Source organism: Mycolicibacter heraklionensis (genome assembly GCF_019645815.1).
In the GTDB taxonomy this organism is placed as follows: Bacteria; Actinomycetota; Actinomycetes; order Mycobacteriales; family Mycobacteriaceae; genus Mycobacterium; species Mycobacterium heraklionense.
Window position 1 is genome coordinate 4,572,777 of record NZ_CP080997.1, and the last position, 18,410, is coordinate 4,591,186.

Below are 18,410 nucleotides of genomic sequence, written 5' to 3' on the forward strand. Positions count from 1 at the left end.
CGTCAGCTAGGGGACCGGAACGAAGCCCGCGCCCGGCCGGTCGTTGGCGTTGATGTCGCCCAGCACGGCGTTGATCGACACCACGACCGCGGGCGTGTGCAACGGGATGTACTTGATCACGCAGGTCGGCAACGCGTCGCTGAACGCACCGTGGATCATGCCGACCAACATGTTGTTCACCACGACCGGGCCGCCGGAGTCGCCGGGCCGTCCACAGACCTGCATCACGATGGTGCCCGGGTCTTGGCCCGGCCCCCAGGTGACGCCGCAGGAGTTGCCGGTGGTGCGGCCCTGCTTGCAGGCGATCTGACCGAACATGGGGTCCGGCCCGACACCGCCGATCACGAAACCGCCGAAGTTGGACACCGGCGTCACCTTGTTCGGGTCGAACTCGATCACCGCGTAGTCCAGGCCGTCGTTGCCGGCCACCATGTGGCCGATCGTGCCGTTGCCTTCTGCGCCCTCGGCGGCCACCTGGGCGCCCGGTCCGCCGCAGTGCGCGGAGGTGAAACCGATCAGCGCGCCGGTCTTGTCGTGGCCGATGGAGGTCAGCGTGCACAGCGTGTCCTCGTCGACCACGATGCCGGCGCCCCCACCCATCACCACCTTGTCGTCGGCGGCTACTCGGGCGGCCGGTACGGCGACCGTGACCAAGGCGCCACAGGTCACCAATGCCAACAGCGCCAACCCGGCGCGCAGCAACCAGCGGTGCGCGATCTGCAAAGCGGTTCTCCCGTCGATCAACTCCACCCCCGGTGGTAAGAAACAGCGTAGCGGCGCTGGGTGACACGGTGGGGCTGGGCGCGCCGCGGGCTACTGCCATCAGGGACGCGGTGGTCGCGCTGCGGGCCACCGCCATCGGGCCCCGCGATCTGCCGCAGCTTTTCCGGGGTCACTCGTCGGGTCGGCTACCGCATGGCAACATTAAGCCGCGACGACGGCGAACGGGAGGACAGCCAGTGAGCAAGGCCGATCGCAGGAATGCATCACGCGCCTCGAACAGACTGGTCAAGGCGGACCGCAACGGCGTGCCCAACACGTTGGCGACCATCCCGTTGACCGACCCGCACGCGCTGCCCGCCGACCCGTCCCTGGGCGATCTGGTCAAGGACGCCACCGCGCAGATGTCGACGCTGGTCCGCGCCGAGGTCGAGCTGGCCCGCGCCGAGATCACCCGAGACGTCAAGAAGGGCCTGACCGGCAGCGTCTTGTTCATCGCGGCCCTGGTCGTGCTGTTCTACTCCACCTTTTTCTTCTTCTTCTTCGTCGCCGAGCTGCTCAACATCTGGCTGCAGGACTGGGCCGCCTACCTGATCGTGTTCGGGATCATGCTGGCGGTGACCGTGGCGCTGGCGCTGCTCGGCTTCCTGCGGGTGCGCCGGATCCGCGGGCCGCGCCAAACGATCGAATCGCTGCAGGAGACCCGCGACGCGCTCCGTCCCGACTCGAACCGCCTGCACGGCTCGTCGGCGTCATCGGCGGGCTCGCCCGACGGCAGGCCGACCACCGACCCCTCGGGCTGGTAGTGCCGCCACCGGATCCGTCGATCACCCGCATCGACGGGCCGTGGCGACACTGGGACATCCACGCCAACGGCATTCGCTTCCATGTCGTCGAGGCGACAACGGTCGGCAAAGACACGGCGAACGCCGCCGACGCCCCGCCGACGTCGCGACCGCTGGTGATGCTGCTGCACGGGTTCGGCTCGTTCTGGTGGACCTGGCGTCATCAATTGCGCGGGCTGCGCGATGCCCGAGTGGTCGCCGTCGACCTGCGCGGCTACGGGGGCAGCGACAAGCCTCCCCGCGGCTACGACGGTTGGACGCTGGCCGGCGACACGGCTGGGCTGATCCGGGCCCTCGGGCACTCCTCGGCGACCCTGGTCGGCCACGCCGACGGTGGCCTGGTGTGCTGGGCGACCGCGCTGCTGCACCCGCGCTTGGTGCGCGGAATCGCCGTGGTGAGCTCGCCGCATCCGGCTGCGTTGCGACGCTCGGCGCTGACCCACCCCGATCAGGGCCGCGCGCTGTTGCCGTGGTTGCTGCGCTACCAGATACCGTTCTGGCCGGAGCGCTCCCTCACCCGCCACGACGGAGCCGGGCTCGAGCGCCTGGTGCGCAGCAGAGCCGGGGCGAACTGGCGGGCGAGCGCGGATTTCGCCGAAACCATCCGGCACCTGCGCACCGCGGTACAGATTCCCTCGGCGGCGCACTGCGCGCTGGAGTACCAGCGCTGGGCGGTGCGCAGTCAGCTCCGCGCGGAAGGCCGCCGGTTCATGAAGGCGCTGGACCTTCGCACCGTGAACATTCCGCTGCTGCATCTACGCGGCGAGAACGACCCCTATGTGCTGGCGGACCCGGTCGACAAGACCCGCCAGTACGCACCGCATGGCCAGTACGTATCGGTGCCCGGCGTGGGGCATTTCGCCCACGAGGAGGCCCCCGACGTGGTCAACGACCACCTGATGCGATTTCTCGCCTGATCACTCTCCCCCGACACAGGTCTGCGTCGAGACCGGCTGGGTGTCGCCGATGCGGGCGAGCTGGCCCGCCACCTCCTCGGCGGTCATGACGAACCCGGTGTCAGCGTCGTCGACCGCGGCACCGAACACCACACCGATCACCCGGCCGTCCATGTCGATCATGGGGCCTCCGGAATTACCTTGCTGCACAGTGCCTCTGATGGTGTACACCCGGCGCGTGACAGTCGTGTTGCGGTAGATGTCGGGACCCTCGAGGTTGATGACGTCGCGGATTCGGGCCGGGGTGGCCTCGAACACCCCGCCGCCGGGGTAGCCCAGCACCAGTGCGTCGGTGTCGGCCTCGGCCGGGGACGGGGCGAACGCCAACGGCGGCAACGGCAGATCGGGCACCGCCAGGATGGAGATGTCTTCCTTGGGGTCGAAGGAGATCACCGTGGCGTCATAGGACTTGGTGCCGCTCTCCACGGTGACGCTGTCCGAGCCGGCGACCACGTGTGCGTTCGTCATCACCCGGGTAGGTGAGATGACGAATCCGGTGCCCTCCAACACTTTCTGGCAGTTGGGCGCCACACCGCGGATCCGTAGCACACTCGGCGCGGTGGCTTCCACGATCGGACTGGCTGCCAGCGCCGGGTCCGGCGCATCCACCGCGGCGATCGGGGCGTGGCTGAACGGCTCCAGCACGGCGGGCAGCCCGGAATCGTCGAGCACCGCCGACAGCCGGCGGGGCACGTTCTTGAGCCAACGCGGCGCGACGTCGTCGACCTGACGCAACACTCGCGAATCGTTGACGGCGGCGGCCAGGTTCGGCTGATCGGATGCGGTCAGCGGGGTGGCCAGCAGCCAGGCCGCGATCAGCACCACCCCCAGCTGCAGCACCACCCCGACGACGGAGTCGACGCCCCGGACACCGGGGTCGCGGATCGCTCCGCGCACCGCCCGGCCCAGCACCACTCCGGCGACCTCACCGATGACCACCATAGCCAGGATCAGAAACAGCGCGGCGAACAGTTTCAGCCGAGCACCGGAGACGCTCTCGATCAGGTGCGGAGCCAGCAACACCCCGGCCATCGCCCCTAAGGCAACACCGACGAAAGAGAGTAGGGAGCCCAGCGCGCCGGAGCGCCAGCCGGACACTGCGGCAACGAAGGCGATCGCCAGCACGGCGATGTCCAGCCACTGCGACGACGTCATATCCCGCCTTCTCCTCCAACCTGCGCCATGGCCTCGTCCAGGCCAAGTACCTCGCTGGTGTCCCAGGGCTGTGCCCAGCCGGCCACATCCAGCATCGCCGAGATCACCTGGGCGGTGAATCCCCAAACGAGCATCTGGTTGAGCCGGAACGCCGGCATAGCCCAACGCCGACTGCGCGCATCACGGTAAACCATCAACCGGTTCTCGGGGTTGATGAACGCCCGGACTGGAACGCGGGCCACGATTGCGGTCTCGCCCGGGTCCACCGCGGTCACCGGCCCGGGATCCTCGGAGTACGCCAGCACCGGCACCACCTGGAATCCCGAGGGCGCGATGAAAATCTTGTCCAACGTGACCAGCGGGTGCACCCGGCCCGGATCGATGCCGGTCTCCTCGTTGGCCTCCCGCAGCGCGGTGGCGACCGGCCCGTCGTCGCCCGCGTCGACCGCGCCACCCGGGAACGCGGCCTGTCCGGCATGATGGCGCAGCGTTGAGGCCCGCACCGTGACCAGCAGGTCAGCCGATTCCGATATCGCCTCCGGCGGGCCGCCCGGCGGGCCGGAGAACAGCACCAGCACCGCCGCGTCGCGCCCGCGCCGGGTGACGCTGGCTTTGGCGTTGGCCGCCGCGATCATCGCGCGAACATCGGCGGGCAGCCGGTGCAGGTAGGCCGTCGGCACCTTCTCGACGTTGTCGACCAGCGGGCGCAGCCAGGACGGGGCCTGAGACCGGGAATCCCCAGCGCTCACCGCGCCTCCCTCTGTGCCGGATCCTGATCACCCCACATCAGCGGCCGCTGTTCTCGACGGCGGCGGCGATCTCTTCGGCATTGGCGAAGGGCTGCGGCAGGATGCGGGCAACGCTACCGTCCGAGGCCAGCACCACGGTCGCGGGCATCACGTTGGGCACCCGTAAGGCCGCCGCAAGCTGCCGGCGGCCGTCTTGCAGGGTGGGCAGCCGGACGCCCAGTTCGGCCAGCAGTGCCAGCCCGGCGGCTTGGTTGTCGTCTTGATGCACCGTCACCACCGTGACGCCCGGCCCGACCCGACGCTGGTATTCGGCGAACGCCCGCAACTCATCCCGACACGGCCCACACCAGTACGCCCATAGATTCAGCACCACCCGCCGGCCGGCGAACATCGACGCCACGTTGACGGGCGAACCGTCGGCCGCGCACTCGACGGTGACGCCGCTCAGGGCGCTCGGCCCGGTCTCGCCCGGCCCGGCCTGGCAGGGCGGCAGGTCGGCGCGCTGCCGCAGGACGTTCAGGTCTTGGCCGGCGGCGGCGACGGGCGCGCTGGGACGCGGTGCTGCCGGTTCCCGGAGCAGTTCGGTCACCAACCCGGTGAGCAGCGCGGCCACCACCGCCAGCACCGCTAGCCCTGTCAGGGTCCACCGCGTTGAACCGCTCATCCGCGTGACGGCCGCTACAGCCCGGCCAGGGCCAGCAGGTGTTCGGTCTCGGGGCCTTTGACCAGCGCGGCGGCCTCCATCGGGTCGGTGGGCCCGATGCCGAACGAGGGGCAGTCCTTGGCCAGCAGGCAGACCCCGCAGGCCGGCTTGCGGGCGTGGCAGACCCGTCGGCCGTGGAAGATCACCCGGTGGCTGAGCAGCGTCCACTCCTTGCGTTCGATCAGCTCACCGACCGCGTGCTCGACCTTCACCGGGTCTTCCTCGGTGGTCCATGCCCAGCGCCGCACCAGACGGCCGAAGTGGGTGTCCACGGTGATGCCCGGAACCCCGAACGCATTGCCCAGGATCACGTTGGCGGTCTTGCGGCCTACGCCGGGCAGGCGCACCAGTTCTTCCATGGTGTCGGGCAGTTCGCCGTCGAAGCGCTCGACCAGGGCCTGCCCCAGATTGATCAGGGAAGCCGCCTTGTTGCGGTAGAAGCCGGTGGGCCGGATCATCTCTTCGAGCTCGGCGCGGTCGGCTTGGGCGTAGTCCAGGGCGGTGGGGTACCGGGCGAACAACGCCGGCGTCGTCAGGTTCACCCGTACGTCGGTGCATTGGGCGGACAGCACCGTCGCAACGGCCAGCTCCAGGGGCGTGGTGAAGTCCAACTCGCAGTGGGCATCGGGAAAGGCCTGCGCCAGAGTCCGATTCATCCGACGAGCGCGCCGGACCAGCCCGGTCCGAGTCTCCGTCCGCGCCGCACGGGCGGCTTTGTCCACTGTCACCTCCGACAGGGTACTAATTCGTGACCCCAACGAGACCTTGCCCATGTTTACTGACGACTTGTGTCCTGGTTGCTGATCACCGCCGTCCCGACGCTGCTGATGCTGTCAGCGGTCGGGCTGGAACGCATCGAAACCGGGCTGAGCCGGGAGCAGCAGAGGAACCCGCAGTTTCCTCCGAATCGGCATGCCAACCGTGTGTAGCGTTGTAACCTCGCTTGACGCCTGGCTCTAGACTCAGGTGGCTGGCCGGGTAGCGGCCCGCGCTTACGATTTCAAACCTTCATCAAAAACATCTAAGGGGCATCGTGGACGAGATCCTGGCGAGGGCCGGAATCTTCCAGGGAGTTGAGCCCAGCGCCGTAGCCGCGCTGACCAAGCAGCTTCAGCCCGTGGACTTTCCGCGCGGACACACCGTGTTCGCAGAGGGAGAGCCCGGCGACCGGCTGTACATCATCGTCTCCGGGAAAGTGAAGATCGGCCGGCGGTCCCCCGACGGCCGGGAAAACCTCCTGACCATCATGGGTCCCTCGGACATGTTCGGTGAGTTGTCGATCTTCGACCCCGGCCCCCGGACCTCGAGCGCCACCACCATCACCGAGGTGCGCGCGGTCTCGATGGACCGCGACGCCCTGCGGTCGTGGATCTCCGACCGGCCCGAGATCGCCGAGCAGCTGCTGCGGGTGCTGGCCCGCCGGCTGCGCCGCACCAACAACAACCTGGCCGACCTGATCTTCACCGACGTGCCCGGCCGGGTCGCCAAGCAGCTGCTGCAGCTGGCGCAACGTTTCGGCACCCAGGAAGGCGGGGCCCTGCGGGTCACCCACGACCTGACCCAGGAAGAGATCGCCCAGCTGGTCGGGGCTTCGCGGGAGACGGTGAACAAGGCGCTGGCCGACTTCGCCCACCGCGGCTGGATCCGGCTCGAGGGCAAGAGCGTGCTGATCTCCGACTCCGAGCGGCTGGCCCGCCGAGCGCGCTAGGTACCTGTTCGCCGAGCGGCGGTGACTCAGCCCCGCAGGTAGTTCAGCTGGGCCTGCACCGACCATTCGGCGGCGCCCCAGAGCTCCTCGTCGACGTCGGTGTAGACGTGTTCGACCACCTGACGAGCGGTGGCGTCCTCACCCAGCGCGGCCAGCGCCGAGCGCACCTGGTCGAGCCGCTGTTCACGATGCTCCAGGTAACCGCTGGCCACCGCCTCGATGTTGCCCAGCTCCGGTCCGTGCCCGGGCAGCACCGTGCGTCCACCCAGCCCGCGCAGCCGCCGCAGTGAGTCCAGGTAGCGCGTCAGGTCGCCGTCTTCACTGTCGATGACGGCGGTGCCCCGGCCCAGCACGGTGTCGGCGGTCAGGACGGCGTCGTCGAGCACGAACGACAGCGAGTCGGCGGTGTGCCCCGGAGTGGCGAACACGGTGATCCGCAGCCCGGCGGCATCGATCACCTGGCCGTCGGTCAGGCCGCCGCCGAGCCGACGCTGAAATCCGCTACCCGCCGAGTACACCGGTGCCCCGACGGCGTCCACCAGCTTGTCGATGCCCTCGGTGTGATCGAAGTGCCGGTGGCTGATCAGCACCAGGGCGATCCGACCCACCTCAGCGAGCCGGCCGATGTGCTCGTCGTCGTCGGGACCCGGGTCGACGATCACCACCTCGTCGCTGCCCGGGCCGCGCAGCACCCAGGTGTTGGTGCCCTCCAAAGTCATCAGCCCGGGGTTGTCGGCCAGCAGCACCGACGCGGTCTCGGTGACCGGCCGCAGCCGACCGTAGGCGGGATGACTGGCCGACACCGCTGCGCTACTCCGCCGCGGCCTTCAGCTCGACGATCAACTCGACCTCCACCGGCGCGTTCAGCGGCAGCTCGGAGACCCCGACCGCGGAGCGGGCGTGCTTGCCGGCGTCGCCGAACACCTCACCCAACAGTTCGGACGCCCCGTTGACCACGGCGGGCTGCCCGTTGAAGTTCGGCGCCGACGCGACGAACCCGACCGCCTTGATGACCCGGGCCACGGCGTCGAGCCCGACCAGCGCATCCACCGCGGCCAGCGCGTTGAGAGCGCAGATCCGGGCCAGTGCGTGACCGTCCTCCGGGCTGACCTCCGCGCCCACCTTTCCGGTGCGCGGCAACTCTCCGGCCTGCATCGGCAGCTGACCGGAGGTGTAGACGAGGTTGCCGGTGCGTACCGCCGGCACGTAGGCCGCCAGCGGCGTCACCACGTCGGGCAGGTCGATGCCGAGGTCGGTCAGCCGGGCCCGCCAGCTCATTGCGGGCGCTTCAGGAAGGCGATGAGCTGCTCACCGGAAGGCCCGGGCAGCACCGAGACCAGCTCCCAGCCGTCTTCTCCCCACTGGTCGAGGATCTGCTTGGTGGCGTGCGTGATCAAGGGGACGGTGGCGTACTCCCAGACCGTGCGTTGACTCATGGCAGCGAGCTTATCGCTAGGACGCTCAAGCCCTTGGTTAGCATGCAGTGGTGACAGCCACATCCAGCAGCGGGCCTGCTCTCGGCTGGCCTTCGCGATTGACGAAGGCCCGGCTGCATTTCGTGACCGGCAAGGGCGGTACCGGCAAGTCGACGGTGGCGGCCGCGCTGGCGTTGTCGTTGGCGGCCGGAGGCCGCCGGGTGCTGCTGGTGGAAGTCGAAGAGCGCCAAGGCATTGCGCAACTCTTTGACGTGCCGCCGCTACCCATCGATCCGCTCAAGGTGGCGACCGCCGAGGGCGGTGGGCAGGTCGACGCGCTGGCCATGGACATCGAGGCCGCGTTCCTGGAATACCTCGACCTGTTCTACAACCTGGGGATCGCCGGGCGGGCGATGCGGCGCGTCGGGGCGGTCGAGTTCGCGACCACCATCGCGCCCGGCCTGCGCGACGTCATCCTCACCGGCAAGATCAAGTACCACGTGATCCAGACCGACAAGAACAACAAGCCGGTCTACGACGCGATCGTGGTGGATGCACCGCCGACCGGCCGGATCGCCCGGTTCCTCGACGTCACCAAGGCGGTGTCGCAATTGGCCAAGGGCGGCCCGGTGCACTCGCAGGCTGACGGCGTGGTGAAGCTGCTGCACTCCGATCAGACCGCGATCCACCTGGTGACACTGCTGGAGGCCCTGCCGATGCAGGAGACCCTGGAGGCCATCGACGAGCTGCGGGAGCTGGACCTGCCGATCGGCAGCGTGATCGTCAACCGCGACATACCCGCTCACCTGGATCCCGCCGACCTGGCCAAGGCAGCCGAAGGTGTCGTCGACGCCGACGCGGTCCGGGCCGGGCTGGCCGCGGCGGGGATCACCCTGGCCGACGACGACTTCGCCGGTCTGCTGACCGAAACCATCCAGCACGCCACCCTCATCAGCGCCCGGACGGAAACGGCCGAGCAGCTGCAGCAGTTGGATGTGCCGCGCCTGCATCTGCCGACGATCACCGACGGTGTCGACCTCGGCAGCCTCTATGAGCTCTCGGAAATTCTCGGCCAACAGGGGGTTCGATGACACCCGATACGACCGGCAAGCCGCTGGCGCTGGACTTGGCGGCGATCCTGGCCGACACCTCCAACCGCGTGGTGGTGTGTTGCGGCGCGGGCGGCGTCGGCAAGACCACCACCGCCGCGTCGATGGCGCTGCGGGCCGCCGAATACGGCCGCACCGTGGTGGTGCTGACCATCGACCCGGCCCGTCGGCTGGCGCAGGCGCTGGGCATCGACGACCTGGGCAATCACCCGCAGCGGGTTCCGCTGCCCGCGGAAGTGCCGGGTGAGCTGCACGCGATGATGCTCGACATGCGCCGCACCTTCGACGAGATGGTGACGCAGTACTCCGGCCCGGAGCGAGCCGAGGCGATCCTGGGCAACCAGTTCTACCAAACGGTGGCCACCTCGCTGTCCGGCACGCAGGAGTACATGGCGATGGAGAAGCTCGGCCAGCTGCTCGCCGAGGACCGCTGGGATCTGGTGGTGGTCGACACCCCACCGTCGCGCAACGCCCTGGACTTCCTGGACGCGCCGAAGCGGCTGGGCAGCTTCATGGACAGTCGGCTGTGGAAGTTGCTGCTGGGCCCCGGTCGGGGCATCGGCAAACTGGTCGCCGGCGCGCTCGGCCTGGCAATGAAAGCCCTGTCGACCGTGCTGGGTTCTCAAATGCTTTCCGATGCAGCGAATTTCGTGCAGTCCCTCGATGCCACCTTCGGCGGTTTCCGGGAGAAGGCCGACCGCACCTACGACCTGCTCAAGCGCCGCGGCACCCAGTTCGTGGTGGTGTCGGCGGCCGAGCCCGACGCGTTACGGGAGGCGTCGTTCTTCGTCGACCGACTCTCCCAAGAACACATGCCGCTGGCCGGGCTGATTCTCAACCGCACCCATCCGATGTTGTGCGACCTGCCCATCGAGCGCGCCATCGACGCGATCGAGACGCTGCAGGAACCCCAGACCGGCGAATCGCTGCCCGAAGGGGCGAAGGCGCTCACCATCGCGGCGCTGCAGATTCATGCCGAACGCGGCGCTACCGCCAAGCGTGAGATCCGACTGCTGTCGCGTTTCACCCGGGCCAACCCGCGGGTTCCTATCGTCGGGGTGCCGTCACTGCCGTTCGACGTCTCCGATTTGGAGGCGCTCGGCGCGATCGCCGATCAACTCACGGCGCAGAAGTAGAAGCGAAGAGGGACTCAGCCGGGCGTCAGCCGGCGTCACGCTGCTTGCGCTGGGCGGCGAAGTACTCGCGCCAGGAGGTCACCTCGGGGTGCTGCTTGAGCAGTGCCCGGCGCTGCCGCTCGGTCATGCCGCCCCACACCCCGAACTCGACGCGGTTGTCCAGCGCGTCGGCCAGACATTCGAGCACGACCGGGCAGTGCCGACAGATCACCGCGGCTTTGCGTTGTGCCGCACCGCGTACGAAGAGTTCGTCGGGATCCGCGCCGCGGCATACGGCCTTGGAAACCCAGGCGATTCGGCCCTCGTCCTGCACGCCGCGCAGCACGGTTCGGGGGGTTTGGGATGCTTGGGATGCTGAAGCCGTTGGCATGCTGGTGTTGTGAACCGCTGTCCCTGCAACAGACACTGACGATCCTCCGTCCCGGCCGCCCCGGCAGCCACCTATTCAACATCGACGCCGACCCAATACTGCGATCTACGCCACATCGCTTCATCAGTGTTACCTGAATCGCACTTGATGTCCAAGTTAGGTGGTCAGGTGGTGTCTGCGCAACAGGTTGATCGGCACTTTTTTGGGACAACCGTGCAGTCCGATCGTGATCTTTGCCGCGATCAGCGGCGCGGCGCTGGGTGAACCCGATATTTTCTGACGTTCGCGTCAATTTAAGCGGCCCGGGGTCGATGGCGGTGGGCCCGCTTCGCCCGGCTCCGGCGCGCTTGCGACCACCGCTAGTGTGTTAGCCATGTCGGAGCGTCCCCCGACCGGCCCTACTGTGCTCAAACTGGCCGGGTGTTGTCTGCTCGCCGCCGTCCTGCTCGCGGCGCTGCTGTTCCCCGTCGCCGGCGGTGTCGGCCTGATGTCCAACCGCGCCTCCGATGTGGTGGCCAACGGATCGGCCCAGCTGGTCAGCGGTGATGTGCCCGCGGTGTCGACGATGGTCGACGCCAAGGGCAACACGATCGCGTGGTTGTACTCGCAGCGCCGGTTCGAGGTGCCCAGCGACAAGATCGCCGACACGATGAAGCTGGCGATCGTCTCCATCGAGGACAAGCGGTTCGCCGAGCACAGCGGGGTGGACTGGAAGGGGACACTGACCGGGCTGGCCGGCTACGCCTCCGGGGACATCGACACCCGCGGCGGCTCGACGCTGGAGCAGCAGTACATCAAGAACTACCAACTGCTGGTGCTGGCCCAGACCGACGCCGAGAAGCGCGCCGCGATCGAGACCACCCCCGCGCGCAAGCTCCGGGAGATCCGAATGGCGCTCACCCTGGACCGGACCTTCACCAAGCCGCAGATCCTGACCCGCTACCTGAACCTGGTGTCGTTCGGCAACAATTCTTTCGGCATCCAGGACGCCGCCCAGACCTACTTCGGCGTCGACGCCTCCGACCTGAACTGGCAGCAGTCGGCCCTGTTGGCCGGAATGGTGCAGTCGACCAGCACGCTGAACCCCTACACCAATCCCGAGGGCGCGCTGGCGCGACGGAACCTGGTGCTGGACACCATGATCGAAAACCTCCCCGGCGAGGCCGACGCGCTGCGAGCGGCCAAACAGGAGCCACTGGGCATCCTGCCGCAGCCCAACGAGCTGCCGCGGGGCTGTATCGCCGCCGGCGACCGGGCCTTCTTCTGCGACTACGTGCAGGAATACCTGACGCGGGCGGGGATCAGCAAAGAGCAGGTGGCCCGCGGCGGCTACGTCATCCACACCACGCTGGACCCCGACGTGCAGGCCCCGATCAAAGAGGCGATCGACAGCTTCGCCAACCCCAACGTGCAGGGCATCGCCAGCGTGATGAGTGTGATCAAGCCCGGCAGTGACGCACACCCGGTGCTGGCGATGGCTAGCAACCGCACCTACGGTCTCAATGCCGACCTCGGCGAAACCATGCGGCCGCAACCGTTCTCACTGGTCGGCGACGGCGCCGGGTCGATCTTCAAGACATTCACCGTGGCCGCGGCGCTGGAGATGGGCATGGGTATCAGTGCCGACCTCGAGGTGCCCGGCCGGTTCCAGACCAAGGGCATGGGCTCAGGCGGCGCCAAGGGCTGCCCCAAGGAGACCTGGTGCGTGGTCAACGTCGCCCCCTACCGGTCGCCGATGAACGTCTCCACCGCGCTGGCAACCTCGCCCAACACGGCGTTCGCGAAACTGATCTCCCAGGTCGGGGTCGGCCGCACCGTGGACATGGCGATCAAGCTGGGCTTGCGTTCCTACGCCGATCCGGGCACCGCGCGCGACTACGACCCGGACAGCAACGAGAGCCTGGCCGATTTCGTCAAACGGCAGAACCTGGGCTCGTTCACCCTGGGCCCGATCGAGGTCAACGCGCTGGAGCTGTCCAACGTTGCCGCCACCTTGGCCTCCGGCGGGGTCTGGTGCCCGCCGAACCCGATCGACAAGGTCTTCGACCGCAACGGCAACGAGGTGGCCGTCACCACCGAGACCTGTGAGCGAGTGGTTCCCGAAGGGCTCGCGAACACCATGGCCAACGCCTTGAGCAAGGACATTCAAGGCGGCGGCACCGCGGCGCCCGCCGCCGGTTCGGTGGGCTGGGACCTGCCGATGGCGGGCAAGACCGGTACCACCGAGGCGCACCGCTCGTCGGGCTTCCTGGGCTTCACCAACCGCTACGCGGCAGCCAACTACATCTTCGACGACTCCAGCTCGCCGTCGGACCTGTGCTCGTTCCCGCTGCGGCACTGCGGTGACGGGGACCTCTACGGCGGCAACGAGCCGGCCCGGACCTGGTTCGCGGCGATGAAACCGATCGCCACCGACTTCGGCGACGTCATCATGCCGCCGACCGATCCCCGGTACGTCGATGGCGGGCCCAACTCTCGAGTGCCCAGCGTCACCGGCCTGGACGTCGACGCCGCCCGCGCACGGCTCAAGGAAGTCGGGTTCCAGGTCGCCGACCAGCCGAACTGGGTCAACAGCAGCGCCCGTTCCGGGGCGGTCGTCGGCACCTCACCGAGTGGGCAGACCATTCCCGGTTCGATCGTCACCATCGAGGTCAGCAACGGCATCCCGCCGCCACCGCCACCTCCACCGGACGGTCTGCCTCCGATGGGCCCGGTGGGTTCGACGGTGGTGGAGATTCCGGGGTTGCCGCCGATCACCATTCCGCTGCTGCCGCCCCCGGCACCGCCGCCGTAATCGCGGTGCCTGGGTCCGGGCGCAGTAGTCTGAACGCCATGGCTGCCTCACCTGCCCTGACCCGGTCCGTCGTCGCCGCTTCGGCGGTGCTCGGGCCGGCGGCTCTCGCTATCGGCTACGGCGCGATCATCGAACGCAACGCGTTTGTGGTGCGCGAGGCGACGATGCCGGTGCTGGCTCCCGGCTCGTCACCGCTGCGGGTGCTGCACATCAGCGACATCCACATGCGTCCCGGCCAGCGCCGCAAGCAGGCCTGGCTGCGCGAGCTGGTGCGCTTGGAGCCGGACCTGGTGGTCAACACCGGCGACAACCTCGCGCATCCGAAGGCCGTGCCGGCGGTGGTGCAGGCCCTGGGGGATCTGCTCTCGGTGCCGGGAGTGTTCGTGTTCGGCAGCAACGACTACTTCGGGCCGCGGCTGAAGAACCCGGCGAAGTACCTGACCAAGCCGACGCACCGCGTGCACGGCGTCCCGCTGCCCTGGCAGGACCTGCGCGCGGCGTTCACCGAGCGGGGCTGGCTGGATCTGACCCACAACCGTCGCGAATTCGACGTGGCCGGCCATCGGATCGCCGCGGCCGGCGTCGACGACCCGCACATCGAGCGGGACCGCTACGACACCATCGCCGGTCCGGCCGACCTGACCGCCGATCTGCGTCTGGGGCTCACCCATTCGCCGGAGCCGCGCGTGCTGGACCGGTTCGCCGGCGACGGCTACCAGTTGGTGATGGCGGGCCACACCCACGGCGGCCAGCTGTGCGTGCCGTTCTACGGCGCGCTGGTGACCAACTGCGGGCTGGATCGCTCGCGGGTCAAGGGGCCGTCGCAGTGGGGTGCGCACATGCGCCTGCACGTCTCGGCGGGGATCGGCACCTCGCCGTTCGCGCCGGTGCGGTTCGCCTGCCGCCCCGAGGCGAGCCTGCTGACCCTGGTGGCGGCGCCGACCGGCGGTGACGACTCGCAGCTCACCCGCGGCTCGACCCAGCCCTCCGTGTCGGCCCGTTGACTGGGCGGATCGCCGACCACGGGCATCCACGGCGCTGGGCCGACAACGCGATCCGGCTGATCGAAGCCGACGCACGGCGCAGCGCCGACACCCATCTGCTGCGTTACCCGCTGCCCGCATGGGCGGACGAGGGCTCGGGTCTTCAAGTGGCGCTGTACCTCAAAGACGAGACCACCCACATCACCGGCTGCCTCAAGCACCGGCTGGCCCGTTCGCTGTTCCTCTACGGGCTGTGCAACGGCCGGATCGCCGAGGGCACCACGGTGGTCGAGGCGTCATCGGGGTCCACCGCGGTGTCCGAGGCCTATTTCGCGGCCCTGCTCGGCCTACCGTTCATCGCGGTGATGCCGGCATCGACCAGTGCGTCAAAGGTGGCGCTGATCGAGGCGCAGGGCGGGCGCTGTCATTTCGTGGCGCATTCGGCCGATGTCTACGCCGAAGCGGAGCGGATCGCCGCCGACACCGGCGGGCACTACTTGGATCAGTTCACCAACGCCGAGCGGGCCACCGACTGGCGCGGCAACAACAACATCGCCGAGTCGATATTCTCCCAGATGCGCGACGAGGCCCATCCGATCCCGGATTGGATCGTGGTGGGGGCGGGTACCGGCGGCACCAGCGCGACGATCGGCCGCTACATCCGTTATCGCCGGCACGCGACCCGGTTGTGCGTGGTCGACCCGGAGAACTCGGCCTTCTATCCGGCCTACTCGCAGTGCCGCTACGACGTGGTGGTCGAGGAGTCGTCGCGGATCGAGGGCATCGGCCGACCGCGGGTGGAACCGTCGTTCCTGCCCGACGTGGTGGACCGGATGGTGACCGTGCCCAATGCCGCCTCGGTGGCCACTGCGCGGCACGTCAGCGCGGTCTTGGGCCGTCGGGTGGGTGCTTCGACCGGCACCAATGTCTGGGGAGCGTTTGGGCTACTGGCCGAGATGGTCGCCGATGGGCGCAGCGGGTCGGTGGTCACCGTGCTGGCCGACAGCGGCGACCGCTACGCCGACACCTACTACAACGACGACTGGCTGGCGCAGCAGGGGCTGGACCCGACTGGCCCGGCGGCAGTATTGGCCGAGTTCGAGAGGTCCTGCCGGTTCGCGTTCGCCTGAGCCCGCTCTTCGGCTGCGTCGGGGTTGGTGGCTGCAAGCCACACCGCAGCCAGAGCGAAGAAACCGGCATACACCGCTCCGCCTAACAGCGTCATGATTTGACTCCCTTTGCACTAAACCTTGTTAGCCAGTCTGCCTAAGTCCGCCTATGTTTGCGAAGTCCCCACGCCGGAATGTGGGGAGTTTCATGCTCCCGGGGACTAGTGAGCTGGGCCTCGGCGTGGGGCGCAGGGGTCTCAGCCGGGCGCTGTCACCAGCCGTTTGGGTGACCGGCGGGCAGGTGCGATACGCTGTCGTGGCTTCACACGGGGTGTGGCGCAGCTTGGTAGCGTGCTTCGTTCGGGACGAAGAGGTCGTGGGTTCGAATCCCGCCACCCCGACAGTTTTTTGCAGTTCAACGGGCCTTGACCCGCGGTTTCGTCAATCCGGTCCACCGGCTGTCTCGGCGGTAGACAATGTCTCCCGTGGACTTCCCGATGCGCTACGACCGGTGGTACCGACCACTGGCGACCGTGCTGGGCCTGGGCCCCGGGCGGGCGAGCATCCGGGTGGCCGAGGGACTGCTGCAAGTCCGCAGCGGCTGGGCCTTCGCCATCGACATCGCGGTGAACAACATCGAATCCGCCCGGCCCGCGCCGGAACGCATGTGGGGCTGGGGCGTTCATCAGGCGTGTAATGGCTGGCTCGTCAACGGATCCCGGCACGGCGTGGTCGAAATCTTGCTGACCCACGGCGTCAAGCCGACGAAGGCGCCGACGGCCGGCTGGTTCAACAAGCCCGTCCGGCGCCTCTACGTCAGCGTTACCGACCCCGACGGCTTCATCGCCGCGCTCACGGGCTGGCAGTTGCCGGCGACCGGCTCCTAGAGCCGTTCCCGGACCGCGGCCGACAGCCGGGACCCGTCGGCCTTACCCGCGGCGATCGCGGTGGCGGCCTTCATCACCTGGCCCATGTGCTTCATGTGCGGCCGCTCCCCGATCGCCTCGGCCACCTGCGCCAGCGCGGTGTCGACGACGTCAGCCAATTCGGCGTCGCTGAGTGGCGCCGGAAGATACTCGTCGATGATCCGGGCCTCGGCGTGTTCTTCGGCGGCGAGGTCGCCCCGGCCGTTCTGGGTGTAGATGGTCGCGGACTCCGCGCGTTTGCGGGCCTCGCGCGCCAGCACCTTGAGGACGTCCTCGTCGGTCAGTTCCCGGGCCTGTTTGCCGGCGACCTCTTCGGCCTGGATCGCCGCCAACAACATTCGCAGGGTCGCCGTGCGCAGCTTGTCCTGCGCCTTCATCGCCGCCGTCAGATCCGCACGCAACTGGGATTTGAGTTCCGCCATGCCCCATAACGCTACGCTCAGCCACATGGTGAATCCGCCTCCGCCCGGCTACCCCGGGCCTGGTTTTCCGCCGCCCGGCTACGGCCCGCCGCCCGGCTATGGCCCGCCACCTCCGGGCTACGGCCCCCCGCCCGGCTACGGACCCCCAGCACCGGGCTACGGCGCACCGCCGCCCGGCTACGGCCCACCGCCCGGCTACGGCGCGCCGCCGATGGGTTACGGCCCACCGCCTGCCGGCTACGGTCCCCCGCCCGGCTACGGTCCCCCGCCCGGCTACGGCCCACCGCCACCGGGATACGGCCCACCTCCGGGATACCCGCAGCCTGAAGTCAAGCCCGGCATCATTGCGCTGCGCCCACTGAGCCTGACCGACATCTACAACGGCGCCGTCGGTTACATCCGGGCCAACCCGAAGACCGTGCTGGGGCTCACCGCCGTGGTCGTGGTGGCTACTCAGATCATCAGCGGGATCGCCCAGTTCGGCCTGCTGTCGGCGCTCGGGCCATCGGGTCCGGGTAGGTCGTCCTCGGAGCTCTCCGGCGGTGACGTGGCGGCGTGGCTGACCGGTTCCGCCGGCGCGGCCATCGTGACTGCGCTCGGCACCATCGTGTTGACCGGCCTGCTGACCGTCGTGGTCGGGCGCGCGGTGTTCGGGTCGCCGATCTCCATCGCCGAAGCCTGGGCGATCGTGCGCGACCGCTTCGGCTCGCTGGTCGGCCTGACCGCCCTGATCGGTTTGGGCGCGGTGGTGCTGTGTGGCTTCGCGGCGGCCATCATCGCCTTCGCCGACGGAGCGGGCGGCACCGGCGCCGCCGTGTTGATCGCCGTGCCGTTGGTACCGGCGCTGATCGCAGCGTTGGCCTACGGCTATACGGTGCTGGTCTTCGCGCCGACGGTGATCGTGCTGGAACGCCAACCGGTGTTCGAGGCGATGCGCCGGTCGTTCTACTTGGTGCGCAACAGTTTCTGGCGGGTGCTGGGCATCATGGCGCTGACCGCCCTGATCGTCTCCCTGATCAGCAGCGCGGTGGCGTTTCCGTTCAACATCTTCGGGATGGTGGTCACCCACGGCGCGGACGCCCTGACCGGCGGCGCGCAGTTGAGCCTGTTCTCCCGAATCGGCGCGACGATCGGCCAGATCATCGTGCTGCCCTTCACCGCCGGTGTGTCGGTGCTGCTGTACACCGACCGGCGCATCCGGGGCGAGGCATTCGACCTGGTGCTGCGAACCGGCGCGGCCGGTGGACCGTACGTCGGCGGCTGGACCGACAACCTCTGGCTGACCCGGCCCCCGGGGTAAGGACCACCGG

At 68.7% G+C, this 18,410-nt stretch carries 20 protein-coding genes and 1 tRNA gene; 11 read left to right on the top strand and 10 right to left on the bottom strand.

The features are described 5' to 3' along the window. Positions 1-6: 6 nt before the first annotated feature. The gene (locus tag K3U94_RS21575) at positions 7-723 is read right to left on the bottom strand and encodes a chymotrypsin family serine protease (RefSeq protein ID WP_082134121.1); all 717 of its coding nucleotides are present in this window, start codon (positions 721-723) and stop codon (positions 7-9) included. Between the two features lie 281 nt (positions 724-1,004). On the opposite strand from K3U94_RS21575, the gene K3U94_RS21580 reads away from it, so the two are divergent. Both K3U94_RS21580 and K3U94_RS21585 read left to right on the top strand, forming a co-directional pair. Next, positions 1,005-1,526 (top strand): phage holin family protein, encoded by a 522-nt coding sequence (locus K3U94_RS21580; RefSeq protein WP_220696906.1) that lies wholly within the window; start codon positions 1,005-1,007, stop codon positions 1,524-1,526. After that, positions 1,526-2,482 (top strand): alpha/beta fold hydrolase, encoded by a 957-nt coding sequence (locus tag K3U94_RS21585; RefSeq protein WP_220694971.1) that lies wholly within the window; start codon positions 1,526-1,528, stop codon positions 2,480-2,482. Before K3U94_RS21580 ends, K3U94_RS21585 begins: the two co-directional genes overlap by 1 nt. On the opposite strand, the gene marP is transcribed toward K3U94_RS21585, so the two are convergent. Genes marP through nth form a run of 4 tightly spaced genes read right to left on the bottom strand, consistent with a single transcriptional unit; the run spans position 2,483 to position 5,901 of the window. Next, positions 2,483-3,676, bottom strand: coding sequence for an acid resistance serine protease MarP (gene marP, locus K3U94_RS21590; RefSeq protein WP_220694972.1), 1,194 nt, complete (start codon positions 3,674-3,676; stop codon positions 2,483-2,485). Beyond that, the gene (locus K3U94_RS21595; protein ID WP_220694973.1) at positions 3,673-4,425 is read right to left on the bottom strand and encodes an NUDIX hydrolase; all 753 of its coding nucleotides are present in this window, start codon (positions 4,423-4,425) and stop codon (positions 3,673-3,675) included. Before K3U94_RS21595 ends, marP begins: the two co-directional genes overlap by 4 nt. Positions 4,426-4,462: 37 nt before the next feature. After that, complete coding sequence (locus K3U94_RS21600) at positions 4,463-5,089, bottom strand: TlpA family protein disulfide reductase (protein WP_220694974.1); 627 nt, start codon at positions 5,087-5,089, stop codon at positions 4,463-4,465. Positions 5,090-5,103: 14 nt separating this feature from the next. Beyond that, positions 5,104-5,901, bottom strand: a complete 798-nt coding sequence (nth, locus tag K3U94_RS21605; RefSeq protein ID WP_200900664.1) for an endonuclease III — start codon at positions 5,899-5,901, stop codon at positions 5,104-5,106. 260 nt (positions 5,902-6,161) lie between these two features. On the opposite strand from nth, the gene crp reads away from it, so the two are divergent. Next, the gene (gene crp, locus K3U94_RS21610; protein WP_013830875.1) at positions 6,162-6,836 is read left to right on the top strand and encodes a cAMP-activated global transcriptional regulator CRP; all 675 of its coding nucleotides are present in this window, start codon (positions 6,162-6,164) and stop codon (positions 6,834-6,836) included. 26 nt (positions 6,837-6,862) lie between these two features. On the opposite strand, the gene K3U94_RS21615 is transcribed toward crp, so the two are convergent. The 3 genes from K3U94_RS21615 to sp36 are packed head-to-tail and all read right to left on the bottom strand — an operon-like array spanning position 6,863 to position 8,272. Further along, complete coding sequence (locus K3U94_RS21615) at positions 6,863-7,639, bottom strand: MBL fold metallo-hydrolase (protein WP_047319824.1); 777 nt, start codon at positions 7,637-7,639, stop codon at positions 6,863-6,865. 7 nt (positions 7,640-7,646) lie between these two features. Next, complete coding sequence (locus tag K3U94_RS21620) at positions 7,647-8,114, bottom strand: RidA family protein (protein ID WP_220694975.1); 468 nt, start codon at positions 8,112-8,114, stop codon at positions 7,647-7,649. Further along, complete coding sequence (gene sp36, locus K3U94_RS21625; RefSeq protein ID WP_109519602.1) at positions 8,111-8,272, bottom strand: Sp36 family protein; 162 nt, start codon at positions 8,270-8,272, stop codon at positions 8,111-8,113. Before sp36 ends, K3U94_RS21620 begins: the two co-directional genes overlap by 4 nt. 47 nt (positions 8,273-8,319) lie before the next feature. Here sp36 and bagA point away from each other — a divergent pair, with 47 nt between their 5' ends. Both bagA and bagB read left to right on the top strand, forming a co-directional pair. Continuing rightward, positions 8,320-9,342, top strand: coding sequence for an ATPase BagA (gene bagA, locus K3U94_RS21630; protein ID WP_220694976.1), 1,023 nt, complete (start codon positions 8,320-8,322; stop codon positions 9,340-9,342). Further along, on the top strand, positions 9,339-10,496 hold the full coding sequence (gene bagB / locus K3U94_RS21635; RefSeq protein WP_047319821.1) for an ATPase BagB: 1,158 nt from the start codon (positions 9,339-9,341) through the stop codon (positions 10,494-10,496). The genes bagA and bagB overlap by 4 nt, the downstream gene beginning before the upstream one ends. Before the next feature lie 25 nt (positions 10,497-10,521). Here bagB and K3U94_RS21640 read toward each other — a convergent pair whose 3' ends face one another. Continuing rightward, positions 10,522-10,866, bottom strand: a complete 345-nt coding sequence (locus K3U94_RS21640; RefSeq protein WP_047319820.1) for a WhiB family transcriptional regulator — start codon at positions 10,864-10,866, stop codon at positions 10,522-10,524. A 373-nt stretch (positions 10,867-11,239) separates the two neighbouring features. Between K3U94_RS21640 and ponA2 the strand changes: the two genes are divergently transcribed. From ponA2 to K3U94_RS21665, 5 genes are all read left to right on the top strand, one after another. Continuing rightward, positions 11,240-13,660: a transglycosylase/D,D-transpeptidase PonA2 gene (ponA2, locus tag K3U94_RS21645; RefSeq protein ID WP_220694977.1), complete on the top strand. Its 2,421-nt coding sequence runs from the start codon at positions 11,240-11,242 to the stop codon at positions 13,658-13,660. A gap of 38 nt (positions 13,661-13,698) precedes the next feature. Further along, positions 13,699-14,664, top strand: coding sequence for a metallophosphoesterase (locus K3U94_RS21650; RefSeq protein WP_047319818.1), 966 nt, complete (start codon positions 13,699-13,701; stop codon positions 14,662-14,664). Further along, entirely contained in the window at positions 14,661-15,773 is a 1,113-nt protein-coding gene (cds1, locus tag K3U94_RS21655) for an L-cysteine desulfhydrase Cds1 (RefSeq protein WP_220694978.1), read from the top strand. The genes K3U94_RS21650 and cds1 overlap by 4 nt, the downstream gene beginning before the upstream one ends. Before the next feature lie 306 nt (positions 15,774-16,079). Next, positions 16,080-16,153 (top strand) — tRNA-Pro (locus tag K3U94_RS21660). A gap of 84 nt (positions 16,154-16,237) precedes the next feature. Further along, complete coding sequence (locus tag K3U94_RS21665) at positions 16,238-16,639, top strand: hypothetical protein (protein ID WP_220694979.1); 402 nt, start codon at positions 16,238-16,240, stop codon at positions 16,637-16,639. Here K3U94_RS21665 and K3U94_RS21670 read toward each other — a convergent pair. Beyond that, the gene (locus K3U94_RS21670; protein ID WP_047319815.1) at positions 16,636-17,100 is read right to left on the bottom strand and encodes a GatB/YqeY domain-containing protein; all 465 of its coding nucleotides are present in this window, start codon (positions 17,098-17,100) and stop codon (positions 16,636-16,638) included. The two genes, K3U94_RS21665 and K3U94_RS21670, sit on opposite strands and share 4 nt — an antisense overlap. Before the next feature lie 25 nt (positions 17,101-17,125). On the opposite strand from K3U94_RS21670, the gene K3U94_RS21675 reads away from it, so the two are divergent. Next, complete coding sequence (locus tag K3U94_RS21675) at positions 17,126-18,400, top strand: hypothetical protein (RefSeq protein WP_220694980.1); 1,275 nt, start codon at positions 17,126-17,128, stop codon at positions 18,398-18,400. The last annotated feature ends 10 nt before the right edge of the window (positions 18,401-18,410 follow it).